Source organism: Silvanigrella paludirubra (assembly GCF_009208775.1).
Classification (GTDB): domain Bacteria; phylum Bdellovibrionota_B; class Oligoflexia; order Silvanigrellales; family Silvanigrellaceae; genus Silvanigrella; species Silvanigrella paludirubra.
The window spans coordinates 37,837-49,929 of the sequence record NZ_WFLM01000005.1 but is presented as its reverse complement, the minus strand read 5'-3'; the positions used below and the strand labels follow the sequence as shown (position 1 = coordinate 49,929).

Genomic DNA, 12,093 nt, shown 5'->3' with positions numbered 1-12,093 from the left:
ATATGGAAGTTAAAGTACTTTTTTTTGCTAAAATTCTTATAAGTAATGGGAATTCAAGTATATATTTTGCATTAAAAAATAATGAATTACCTAGCTTATCTATTCATAATAATTCAATAATAGATTGTGTTCAAAAATATAATTTAAAGCGGCACGAAGAATTTGATTCCTTGGTTAATAAAAATTTTTCTTTACGATATTTAATTGAATGGCAAACACAATTAAAAGACTTATTACCAAGTGATATTTTATTTAATAATGAGAGCATTTCATTGAATTGGATGTTATTTCCTCAGGCTGTTAAGTTACTTTCAAATGGAAAAGAAAAAAACTTTTTGCAATTAGCTGTTCAATACATATCAAACGGTGGAATTGATCAAAACGTTATCGCAGCAGACTATGATGAAGCGTTTATTAAAGTTTTACAAAAAAAACTTGATTCATGAAGCTTATTGCAAAGAATTGTTAATTTATGTATTCTGCATTTTTAAAGGGAAGCTTTTGAACTTCTTTTAAATATTTTAAATTGGTGGTTTCATGAGAAAATTGTTTACAAAAAAAATGAAATTAATTCTTTCTAGTTGTTTCTTAATGCTTCCCACATTTCAATCTGTTCATGCTCAGTGTGAAGTTGGTCCTGTCATGTTTCGTGATACTTTATTTGGTGCAGGTATCGGATTGGGAGTGGGTGCTCTTGTTTTAATTGCCAATCAATCTTCTGATAAAATTGCTCCAAATTTGGCTACTGCAACTTTAATTGGTGCTGGCGTTGGTGCCGTTGTTGGTATCGTTGAATTGTCTTTATCTGATTGTTCTGGAAGAAGAAACGCTCAGAAAAAAGAAGAAGGTTTTCGAGCACGCCCAATGCTTTCTTTTTTACCACAAAACTCTGGCTATGAAATAAAGGAAACAAACTCTAAAGATCTATTTCAATTAGACTATCTAAATAAAATGGCTATGGGTGTAACTGTTAGTTATACATTTTAATAGGAATTTATATTTTAAATAAATTTTTAACGTAGCTCACCTGTGATTGAAAAATATTTTTATCTTTAAGAATTCTTGTTTGAATTAATGCCCCTTGAAAAATACTTAATGCAATTTGAGAAATCATAGAAGCTTCCTCGTTTGATTTTCCAAAATCTTTTGCAAGTTTATTTAATACATTTGTAAAATTTAAAAGAATTTCTTTTGAATGAATATTTAATTCATTTTCGGATGAGTTTTCAATTGACATCACATCAAGTAAACAAGAGTTTTCTCCCTTAAAATAGAATTCATTTAAAGTTTGAATTAAATTATTTAATTTTTCATTTGGAGAAAGGTCTTTATTCACAATTGGATAGAGTTCTGTTTGTATCCAGTTATTTGTAAATTTTAACACTTCCAGTGCCATTTCTTTTTTACCATTTGGAAAGTGATGGTATAAACTAGCCTTTCCTAAACCTGTCGCTTTTGAGATTTGGGAAAGACTCAAGCCTTCATACCCCGTTTTTCGAAACTCTGTCATAAGTATTTGTATTAATTCGTTTTTATTCATAAAAGTCCCCTTTGTTAAAATTATACCAAACATTCGGTGTAATGTCGACTAAAAAAAGAAATGTGAATTTTATTTGGTTTTTTTAGAATTTGTAGAGAGTTGGTTGCTTTAATTTAAACTCTATTAAATGTTATATATTGCATTTTTACTTTGCGATTTCTAGGAATTCCTTATCTAAAACCTCGTCAATACTCTCTAAATGCATAAGGGTATGGAAGTAATTTTTAAATTCGTTTTGATCAGAATCCGTTTTTTCGTTGATTTCAAAGTCTCTATTTTTTCCATTAAATCCATATTTATTTTCAATTTTTAAATATTTCTTTTTATTTAAAGTGATGTTTTTAATAATTTTATTATGAAATAAAGTATCATTATCAAAATAATTAAAATTATTAGTATCAATCCAATTTATTTCGTAGGATAAATTTTTTAATATATTTTTATCATATTTAACATAACAATTTCTTATAAAATTATTGTCGATAAAATAAAAATACCTTTCATTAGGATCTATAATATTAGGCATAATTATTGGCTCAGAACTAGTTTTTGTCCACATATCTTCTATAGTTAATTTCCAGTATCCAAATAAATTAGGATCAACTTTTACATTTTTTTTAACTTCATTATTCGAATTGGTATCATTTAACTTACTTGAATCCTGTTTTCAGGAAATTAAGAAAAATGAACTTATAATCATTAATTTTTTTATCATTTTATAGCCTCGAATGAATTGAGATGTAGGAATTTTATATCCTATAAAATTTTTATATTATCTATTTTTACTATTGTTCAATTTTTTCCTTTCAATAGAATAAAGAAAGAATTTTATAATTAGTAATTTCAATTTATTTAATATCAAGTCCCTAAAAAATTATTTTTAATGAATTAAATATCTATAATTTATAATTTAAGAGTTTTGAGTTGATTGATTTTATTTTAATCATAAAAATAAAGCTTACTTTATCATTTATAGTGAATAATGATTAGTATACTTTGCTTTGGACCCCATTTAAGTTGACACATGATTTTTAATGAATTTTGATTGAAAATAAGCTAAAAAATGAGTTTTCCAGAGAATATAAAAAATGAAAAAAAACAAAAGAGAACCATAAAATTTCCAATTCTCTTAGTGATTTTATTTTAAAGTTCCTCTCAGATAGAACCTGAGATCCGCTTTGGAGATTGTACTTTAATCTATAACTGAAAGGATTTAGTTGCTCTAAAATAGAAGTTTTTATAATATACCTAATTTATGATAATAATTATTTCTAATTCTACAGGTATTATTAATTGGTTCAACATCTTTGTCATATACTCCATAAACTGTATACATTTGGTTATAGTTATATCTATATTTTACATTCATCATTGATGAAAGTGATGAATAATAAAGGAATTCTTGATTTCTAATATTATACACAGAAGCAGTTTGTCCGTCTATTACAAAAAAACCATCTTCAAGAAATATTCCACAGAAAGAGTGCATAGGATTAGAGAAACACGAGGGCTTTTGAATCACAAAGTTCCCATTTTTAAAAATAAGGGATGGGCTAGTTGTCATATGAAATAAAGCTCCATATGGAATATTTATTTTATAAGTATTATCTGTATAATCTAAAATATTTGAATTTAACATTATATTTTTAATACTGAAAATGTTTGCAATTTTCTCTCTAGTTTGTGCTATGCCATAATTCATATGAAAACTTTCAAAAAACATTTTTTGAAAATCTTTAAATGTGAAGTTTTTTAAATCAGTATTACTTAAATTATTAGAAGCATGAATCAATTTTCCAGTAATAAAAAACCAAAGCAAACGAGTGGAGATTTCTACACAGTTTGTTCTTGAATTTGTTGGGTTAAACTTTTGTAAAAAGTCTTTTTTTAAAAAAGATAATAACATTTTTGAATCTTTTATTCCTGTTTTTACATATTTAAAATAGCTATCATTTTTTCCAGTAATTGAATTTTTAATATCTGTATACACAAAGAGTTTTTCGAATTCAGTATCTTTTTTCATTTAAATTCCTTATATTTATCAAAACAAATAAAAAGTTATAAAAGATTAATGCATCAAAAAAATATGATGCTCCTTTTTTCAAAAAATATATTAGTTCATTTAAGTTAGAAAATAAATAAAAACTTTCATTTTGGATTTGTGAATAATTAATTTATACTTCTCTTTTTTATATAAGACTTTAATTATATTAATTTATTCATGAATTGAAAATTATTTATATTTTATTTAATCTCTTTTTTAATTATTATTTAGTTAAAAAAGTATCGTAGAGTAAAATCAAGTTTTATACCAAGAATTTAATAGACTTTTAATATCAGAAAAACTCTGAATAAAAAAAGAGAAAAATAAGGAAGTATTTTAGAAGATGATGAGATTATCAACTTGGTATTACTTTTTTAGCTATATTATAAACATATGTTTTTACAGTATTTTTGTATTCGAATTTAATATAATGTCTTATTTGACACTATAGCTTACCGCAGGCCTATATGATGATGATCTCTATTAAATTCAAATTCCATTAGAGCAATAATTTGATTTTATTCTTAGCCCAAAAGTCCTGAAAATTGTTAATATAAGAGAGAAAAAAACTTATAAAAATATGCATATAATCATATATTTATCATAACTTTGATTATAGTGTGTTGATTTTGGCATTTATTTAAGTGCTACTAATACTCTTATTATGAGGATTTTTGATATTATATCGACAATTTAAGAGTGACACAAATATGTATACAAATTTTGGCTTGTGTACATATTTATGTCATTTTATGCTTGGGAGGCGCCGATATGAAAAAAAAAGATTTAGAAAAAGCCCTCAAAGAAATAGGTTGGTGGTTTTTACGTGAGGGTGGAAGCCACGAAGTGTGAACACGCCAATGGAAAAGACACTGTTGCTATTCCAAGGCTCATTGAATTCAATGAACGGCTTTCTTGAGGAATTCTAAAAGGCGCTCAAAAGGCTAAGGGATAAATTATGAGAATAAGTGGAATTTTAGAATATGATTTAAGTGAAAAAGTCCCCTATTATATAAGGATTCCTGAACTTGAAATACATAGCCAAGGCTCAACTCTTGTAGAGACATTTGAGATGATTAAAGAAGCCTTTGGGGTGTTACTTGAAGACTATACAAAAGGAAAAATAACAAAAAATGATTTAAAAGTTATTTCCACGAGCACTGTTACTTTTGATATTTTGACAGATAAAATCAAAGAAGTATCTGGTTTTGCTATTCACAGACTAAGAACTTTTAGTAATTTATCGCAAGAAAATATAATTGAAAAAATGGGAAAAACTTCTAGATGCTCTTTAACTGCATATGAAAATGGTTCTAGTGGAGCTGGTCTTTCTAAGTTTTAAGAAATTCTTGGAGCGATTGGTTATGATGTCAAAATCACTTTTGTACCAAAAGATAAAGTGAGTTAGTAATACAAATTCGATTGCTGTCATTTGACTGCTAAAAATATTAAAAAAATTACATAACAAAATAAAAAGGCCCTAGGAAAAGCGCAGAGCTATCTCTTAAATCATTAAAAATAATATTGCCTATTTAAAAACATAGCTAATTGAATAGGATTAAGAGTGTTTATTAAATTTCATATTCAATATAAAATCCAGCAGTTAAAACTGTTCCTACATAGCTCATTTGAATGCCAAGCATTTTCCAGGATATATCATATGTTACTTGCAAAAAAGGAAGATATTTTAAATCATCTGCAACAGAAACCATACGACTGTCATAACCTTTAACAACACCTAAGTTGTACCCTAAATCAGTAGAAAACCCATTTTTGTTACCATATCTATAAATACTTCTATGCAAACCAAAGACGTAACAACGATCATTAAATGAATTAATAAATGTACCAGCAATAAAACCTGAGTACGCTAAAGCTATAAGATCATGTTGCCAATTTAAATCGTCTCCTTGTTTCGCTAATAAACTCAAATGAAATGACCACATTCCTAAGTAAACAGCGTCTTTACCAGGCTTTCCCCAGAGGAAAAAATCAGGGATAGCTTCATTGCCAAACTTAGTGGGTTCTATTTCTGCTGGCATTCTTAAATAATTATTTTTAGTTGTTGAATTATTTGTTGCAGTAATTCCTAAATTATAATTTTCGCTATAATTAGAGACAAAGTTTTTTGAAAATACTGGCTTTTCAAAAAAACAACAAACCGACATTATTAAAATTAATTTTGTTAAAATATTTTTTGTTGCCATATTGATAGAATGAAAAAGGTTTAACGAATATAACACACTTTTTTGAAGCAAAAAGCATTCCAATTATTAATATTAAGTAAACTTTGAATTAAATCTTATAAAGGCTGAAAAGCGCTTAAATTATTTACATTTCTATAAAAAAGTGTATAAAAAATAGACGAAAAAATTCAAAATTTGAATTCTGATGGGACCTTAAAAAAACAAAAGAAAAAATATTTTTATCACAAATAGATAAACATCATATCTATCTCTAATAAAAATTTATTGCTTAAAATTTTTTAAATATACCTGATATAGCCTCTTATAAAGTCAAAAAATTATAATATAATAAAATCAAATATTTAAGTATAATTTCAATTTTCACTTCTTAAAATTGAATTTCCGCAAAAGTCCCTCCTGCAAGCCGCTATTAATATGTCAATATATTGACGTATTAATTTTTAATAAAAATATCAATGTATTATCAGTGAATCAATTCATAATTTATTAGAAAGGCAAAAAATATGTATACAAAAATATTACCAATACTTCTTATGAGCTCATTTTCTTGTTTTGCTTTTGCAGATAGCTGGCTTCCTGATTTCCCAGGAAATTATTCACCAACTGACGGATATTGGGGTGATTGGGGTTCTTCTGAAAGATGCCCACAAGGACAATATGTCGATAGTTATATGCTTAAATCTGAAGGGGCTCAGGGAAATGGGGATGACAGTGCCTTGAATGGTATTGCTCTCCACTGCAGTGGCGGTTCGAATGTAACAAGCACTGTTTCAAAATGGGGATCATGGGGATATCCTGCATATTGCAGCGGTCCAGTAACTGGGTTTGCAATTCAGATAGAAGCACCTCAGGGGGATGGGGATGACACTGCTGCAAATGATGTAGCCCTAATGTGTAGAAATGGTAATGTGGCTCGTGCAGAAGCAAAAACACATTGGGGAAATTGGAGTAATTTTCAATTTTGTCCATCAGGCCAAGTTGTAGTAGGACTAATGACAAGAGTTGAAAGACCTCAAGGTGATGGTGATGATTCAGGATTGAATGGTGTACGCATGATTTGTGGAAATCCTTAACCTAGATTGATTTATCAAAAACATCAACATTTTTAGACAATGATAAAGTTAATTAAAGATTCTAGCTGTCGGTCTGAGGCTTTTTTATATAATTAATTTTAATTTTTCTTTTTAAATAAACTAATATATTTAATATTTGTATTGTAGCATATTTCTTGCCATCCTCCGTTGTATTGTACAACTTTCCATCCAAGTTCTCCTATAAATTCTTTTGCTTCTTCATTTTTATAAGCTCCAAATAATTGCATGCCTCTTACAATTCGTATAGCAATTTGCAAGCTCGGTTCCGTTTCGGATTCTGCAAGTTATAGTAATAAAATAAAATTGTCTCTTTTTGAGCTTCAACGCTTCGGGGATATAAATTAATAATTACTTTACTCAATAATTTTAAAATAATAAATGATTATCTAACTCTTTTTTGTAAATGTAAGTTCAAGATCACATTTGATAAATTCTGCTATTTCTGCCATTAGTATAAGTGATATATCTTCAGAAATTTCCATAAATTTATTAAAATCTATTTTGGGAAAACCAAGATATTTGCGGAATTCTTTTGTACTAATATTATTTTTTTAAATACTTGTTAACTTCATTAATAAGTATTTCTTTATTTTTCTTTTTATTAATTAAACTCATTCAAAATAATAATTAATTAGTATGAATAAAATTTTTAAACTAAGGCCAAAAATATTTTTGTAAAAAAACGTCCAAACAATAAAATTTAGGAAATTCATTAAAATATTAAGAAAAATAGACTGTATATTTTAAAATCATACTCTTTAAATTAAGGTATATCTTCTTATAATTAAAAAAATTTCTCTTATTTAATGTTTGAAGTTGTCAGAATTTTCGACATTTATTCCTGTTTTTATTGGCAAGTATCTGATGATATATATTTAAAATCTTAGATCTTGTAAAAAAGTTGAAACAAAAGTATAAAAATGAAATAAAATTTAAACTTATTAAGCTATTTATAAATATAATTAACAAAATAATATCTTAAAAATATTGTATTTTTATTTGGCAAACTTCTTTTTTAATTCGGGGCACTTAATTTTTTTATATTATAAATTTGTTAAGTATTGTAAAGGAGTCACTTTATGCTTGTTTTAATTGGATATAATGAAATGGGTGCTGGCGGTCATTACGGTATTGCTTTAACTGGTTTAGGAAAAAAATCATGCTTTTTACATATGCATGCTCAACCTAGAGATAGTTATCCTAAACATAAATACATAGTAGAAGGAGGTGGTCTTTACAATAAAATAAAATATAGATATTGTTATCCAACTTTGGAAGATGGAAATAAAATAGGGCTAAGTGAAACAGCGGTATTTGAATATTGGCGCTACTATAAATATAAAAGATTTATAGAAGAAGAAACTAAATTAAGAGGAGAAAATAAATCAAATTTATGGAATGAAACCTCTTCTCCTATTGAAAATGGGAACATTAGATTAGGAAGGCAAAAAACAATTTCAGCAAAGTATGGTATGGATCATAACTGTGTCCATTTTGCCAATAGACTTTTAAAAGCTTCCATGTTGAAAACTATGCCGAATGAATTTGACCAAATTTATGCTCCCTTTGAAAATCCAGAATTAAATTTTTCTGATAGCGGATCATGGATAGGAAATTACCACATACCAACTAATTTATTTGTTTTTGCTAAAGAACTTTTGAAAAATGTCTATAATAAAATCAAAACTACGGGAAATAAAGTAATTTATGGTATCAAATTAGAAAGTAAAGATTTTAATAGTTTAGTTAAACCCACGACAATGAATTCACTTACAAGATACTATTATGAACCAGTATCTAATATTGATAATGAAAAAAAATTAGATAAAGAATTAGGCATTGACAATAATAATTATTTAATAAGAAACCTATTGCACGAAAATTCTCCAATTAGTATTGACCAAGATTTTTTTTCTGGGAATACTAGCAATAAAGAATTGATTAAATTTATTGATGACCTGTATAGTTTTGGTAAAACAGACGATAATTTTTCTATGCCAAATGAATTAAAATCTGCTAATTATGGTTATTCGGCTTTAAGAGCTTTTCAAAAAAGTGATTATCCATTTAGAAATAATTATGGAAATAAATTTAATGAAAAAACTCATGATAGTGAAAATAAAAATACCAATAATTCAAAATTTTTTAATGAAAGAAGTTTTTGTCTTAAAAATAAAGATGGAAGACCTCTTACTATTTTAGAACTAGAAAAAATATTTAAATATACAGATAAGTATTGGACTTTATAATAACTTCATGCACAATATTTTTTTATAGCAAAAAGTAAATCTTGTTAATAATATTAATATGTAATTTAGAAAAATCTATACCATTTATGTCCTTAAGTGATAAGTTACTTTAATAACTTAAGCTAACGAATAGCTAGACGCTCATGATTCTTTACTCAGCTAGATTCTATTAATAATCCAAATATTGTTTAAATTACTTATGTAGCAGTTGAGCTCACTCTTGGGTAAACAATGGTGGAGTTATAGCTTAAGTTTCGAGCAATTGTGATTCTCAAATATAGACAAAAACTATACATATTTTAGACAATTTTTTTTATTATTCATACAAAAATAAAGGAATTGGAGCTTATTTCCAAAATAACACTAGTTCTTTTGTTTATCTTTATTCTATAGCTTCATTTATTGAAATTATTGCCCTACTCCTGCTTGGAAAGTTAATTAATCTTGAGCTGAGTATTGTCGTTTAATTAATTTTTCAACTCATTTATACAATTATATTAAAAAAATCAATGCAATTCATTTTTATTATAAAAACAATAATTTTCTTCAAATTAAAAAATAGTTAGGTATACATTTTTTGAAGATTTATATTTATCTAGTTGATGTGGACCAATGCATAGATAAAAATGTCACCTTCTTTTTGAGATAAAGATAAATTCTTAAATAGTAAAGTAACTTTTTTAAATATGAAATTTTTTCAAAAATTAACAATTTTTATTTGTATTTATAATCAAAGTTAATTTAAATAAAAAGATAATTTATATGTATAATAAATATAAATTAGAAAGAAAGAAAAAGATAGAAAATATAAGCAATAGTATATTTTGTGATTAAATTAATAATATTATTCCTTTCATGATTAAAAATTGATGTTTTATTATTTTCTCAAAAAATAGAGAATACTATCTATTTATTACCTATCAAAATATATTTTTTATAAATTTGACTTTAATATAAAATAAGATTAATTTTTTCAATACATATAATTTAACAATAAGTATCTTATGGAGAAATCATGATTTTAAATAAATATATTACAAAATTATTTTACAAAAAACCAATTCTATGTTCCTTTATTTTGTTAGTGTCTTGTGGTAAAGCAAATAAAAATAGCAATATAAATTCGATCTCAGAAAGTAAAGAAATTTCGACAAGTAACAAAAATAATAACTTAAAATGGGAATTACCAGAATTATCTCAAGAAGAAAAAGAAAATCTTATTTCTTCTGTTAAAACAGTTTTTAATGATTTCTATGTGAACAGATTACAAAAAATTACGGATTATAATTATGATGCTTTAAAAGAAGCAAATAAATTAAATATAGAAATGAGTTCAGATGAATTACTAAAAAAAACAATGTCCATATTTATCAATATTCGAGATCTTCATACAGATTTTGAATATCCACTACCTGCTAGATGTATAATAGGTGGATTTCCATTAAATGTAGATTTATCATATGATTCAAATGGAAAAAATGAAAAATTAATTATTTCAGAAAAGCTAACTGATAAACCTGATTTTGAAGATGAAGATGATAATTTAAATTATAATGATCTTCAATTAAATGATGAAATTTTATCAATATCAAATTTTGGGATTGAGGCGTTTACCCCTAATGAAATTTTAGTAAAAAATGCAATAAATGAATTAGGAAAATATACCCGTGGCTCTAATATAGATGCATTTAAAACACGAGCTATTGAAAGTTTTTTTTCAAGAAATGGTGCATATATGAAAACACCTGAAGGAAGATTTACGATAAATGTTCGAAAATCTGACAACTCAATAAAAAAATATTCTTTTCCTTGGGTTATAAAAAAATCAGATTTAGATATTTGTGATTCTAGTAAAAATAAAAAAATTAATTTCAAAAATAAATCCTATTTTTTTAAATTAAAAAAATCAAATAAACAAGAAAAATTTAGCAGTTTTTATAAACTATCAAAGAATAAATCAAATGAAAATATTTCAATGAAAATAGTTGAACATGATAATGAAAAATATGGAATTATTCGTTTAGAAATGTTTATACCAAGTGGTGAATATGACGAAAACAATTATTTAGCTGTAAGACAAAAAATTCATGAAGAAGTAAATATGATTCGTAAATTTGTTTTAGAAAATAACGAAATTCTTTCAGGTATTATATTTGATGTTAGAAATAATGGGGGAGGATATGGAAGTTATCCTTTATTAATAGCAAATATGTTTACACATAAATTTGTAAAAAATATGAAAGTATTTCCTTTAGTTTCTCAAACAAATAGTGACACTTTTTATAATTTAGAAATGTCAAGATTCTTTGCTAGAGAAGAGACAAGTGATGAATTGCCAAAACCTATTTTAGATACATATGCTGAAATGATATATTTTATTAATAATGAATTAACAAAAGAATTAGTAAAGAAAAGAGAACTTTTACTAAAACCAGCTGATCGGTTTGATGGAGATGAGAATGACTCACTTCCTCCAAATTATTCAAAAAAAGAGACAGAAATTTTAAAACCAATTTATACTGAAAAGCCAATAGCAGTATTAACAAATAGTAATTGCTATTCCTCATGTGACGATTTTACAGCTTTATTTAAGGATTATAAAATAGCTCGAATTTTTGGTGAGACAAGACATACAGGCGGTGGTGGTGCAAATTTGATTGAATGGAAAGACTTTTTAATTCCTGTCGTTATTGATGATATTGGGACAAAGTCTCCTCTTATTCCTGATGGAAAACCTTTACCTAAAGGCAGTGAAATTCGCTTTGCTTGGAATAAAGTGAAGAGAGAAAATAATAGTAAGGACGAGCAGTATATTGAAGGAATTGGTGTAATTTCTGATTATATTAATAAGCCAACAAGTTATGATATTCTAAATGATGATGAAAGTATATTTAATAAAATAATGGATGATATGGGCAATTCCAAAAACCCTAAAAAATTCTATCTAAACAGATGAATA

General features: G+C 26.0%; 11 protein-coding genes. 6 read left to right on the top strand and 5 right to left on the bottom strand.

The window, feature by feature from the left end; all coding sequences use genetic code 11:
* The first annotated feature begins 2 nt into the window (after window positions 1-2).
* Window positions 3-446: a hypothetical protein gene (locus tag GCL60_RS13560; protein WP_153421215.1), complete on the top strand. Its 444-nt coding sequence runs from the start codon at window positions 3-5 to the stop codon at window positions 444-446.
* 91 nt (window positions 447-537) lie between these two features.
* Entirely contained in the window at window positions 538-987 is a 450-nt protein-coding gene (locus GCL60_RS13555; RefSeq protein WP_153421214.1) for a glycine zipper 2TM domain-containing protein, read from the top strand.
* Between the two features lie 7 nt (window positions 988-994).
* Here the strand turns inward: GCL60_RS13555 and GCL60_RS13550 are convergent, their stop codons facing one another.
* The 3 genes from GCL60_RS13550 to GCL60_RS13540 form a co-directional block, all read right to left on the bottom strand.
* Window positions 995-1,540 (bottom strand): TetR/AcrR family transcriptional regulator, encoded by a 546-nt coding sequence (locus GCL60_RS13550; protein WP_153421213.1) that lies wholly within the window; start codon window positions 1,538-1,540, stop codon window positions 995-997.
* A gap of 145 nt (window positions 1,541-1,685) precedes the next feature.
* A complete protein-coding gene (locus GCL60_RS13545; RefSeq protein WP_153421212.1) occupies window positions 1,686-2,099 on the bottom strand; it encodes a hypothetical protein in 414 nt (137 codons plus the stop codon).
* Between the two features lie 678 nt (window positions 2,100-2,777).
* A complete protein-coding gene (locus tag GCL60_RS13540) occupies window positions 2,778-3,563 on the bottom strand; it encodes a hypothetical protein (RefSeq protein WP_153421211.1) in 786 nt (261 codons plus the stop codon).
* 979 nt (window positions 3,564-4,542) lie between these two features.
* Here GCL60_RS13540 and GCL60_RS13535 point away from each other — a divergent pair.
* The gene (locus tag GCL60_RS13535; protein ID WP_153421210.1) at window positions 4,543-4,926 is read left to right on the top strand and encodes a type II toxin-antitoxin system HicB family antitoxin; all 384 of its coding nucleotides are present in this window, start codon (window positions 4,543-4,545) and stop codon (window positions 4,924-4,926) included.
* Between the two features lie 229 nt (window positions 4,927-5,155).
* Here the strand turns inward: GCL60_RS13535 and GCL60_RS13530 are convergent, their stop codons facing one another.
* Window positions 5,156-5,842, bottom strand: coding sequence for a hypothetical protein (locus GCL60_RS13530; protein WP_153421209.1), 687 nt, complete (start codon window positions 5,840-5,842; stop codon window positions 5,156-5,158).
* A 452-nt stretch (window positions 5,843-6,294) separates the two neighbouring features.
* On the opposite strand from GCL60_RS13530, the gene GCL60_RS13525 reads away from it, so the two are divergent.
* Complete coding sequence (locus GCL60_RS13525; protein WP_153421208.1) at window positions 6,295-6,864, top strand: hypothetical protein; 570 nt, start codon at window positions 6,295-6,297, stop codon at window positions 6,862-6,864.
* 98 nt (window positions 6,865-6,962) lie between these two features.
* On the opposite strand, the gene GCL60_RS13520 is transcribed toward GCL60_RS13525, so the two are convergent.
* Window positions 6,963-7,142, bottom strand: coding sequence for a hypothetical protein (locus GCL60_RS13520; RefSeq protein WP_153421207.1), 180 nt, complete (start codon window positions 7,140-7,142; stop codon window positions 6,963-6,965).
* An 822-nt stretch (window positions 7,143-7,964) separates the two neighbouring features.
* On the opposite strand from GCL60_RS13520, the gene GCL60_RS13515 reads away from it, so the two are divergent.
* The gene (locus GCL60_RS13515; RefSeq protein ID WP_153421206.1) at window positions 7,965-9,134 is read left to right on the top strand and encodes a hypothetical protein; all 1,170 of its coding nucleotides are present in this window, start codon (window positions 7,965-7,967) and stop codon (window positions 9,132-9,134) included.
* 1,015 nt (window positions 9,135-10,149) lie between these two features.
* Window positions 10,150-12,090 carry a S41 family peptidase gene (locus tag GCL60_RS13510; protein WP_153421205.1) on the top strand — a complete coding sequence of 647 codons (1,941 nt, stop codon included), beginning with the start codon at window positions 10,150-10,152 and terminating at the stop codon, window positions 12,088-12,090.
* Window positions 12,091-12,093: the final 3 nt, after the last annotated feature.

Bases quoted from the DNA above. Each gene is read 5' to 3' on its own strand.
- GCL60_RS13560 (WP_153421215.1), top strand. From the start codon at position 3: ATGGAAGTTAAAGTACTTTTTTTTGCTAAAATTCTTATAAGTAATGGG.
- GCL60_RS13555 (WP_153421214.1), top strand. From the start codon at position 538: ATGAGAAAATTGTTTACAAAAAAAATGAAATTAATTCTTTCTAGTTGT.
- GCL60_RS13550 (WP_153421213.1), bottom strand. From the start codon at position 1,540: ATGAATAAAAACGAATTAATACAAATACTTATGACAGAGTTTCGAAAA.
- GCL60_RS13545 (WP_153421212.1), bottom strand. From the start codon at position 2,099: ATGTGGACAAAAACTAGTTCTGAGCCAATAATTATGCCTAATATTATA.
- GCL60_RS13540 (WP_153421211.1), bottom strand. From the start codon at position 3,563: ATGAAAAAAGATACTGAATTCGAAAAACTCTTTGTGTATACAGATATT.
- GCL60_RS13535 (WP_153421210.1), top strand. From the start codon at position 4,543: ATGAGAATAAGTGGAATTTTAGAATATGATTTAAGTGAAAAAGTCCCC.
- GCL60_RS13525 (WP_153421208.1), top strand. From the start codon at position 6,295: ATGTATACAAAAATATTACCAATACTTCTTATGAGCTCATTTTCTTGT.
- GCL60_RS13515 (WP_153421206.1), top strand. From the start codon at position 7,965: ATGCTTGTTTTAATTGGATATAATGAAATGGGTGCTGGCGGTCATTAC.
- GCL60_RS13510 (WP_153421205.1), top strand. From the start codon at position 10,150: ATGATTTTAAATAAATATATTACAAAATTATTTTACAAAAAACCAATT.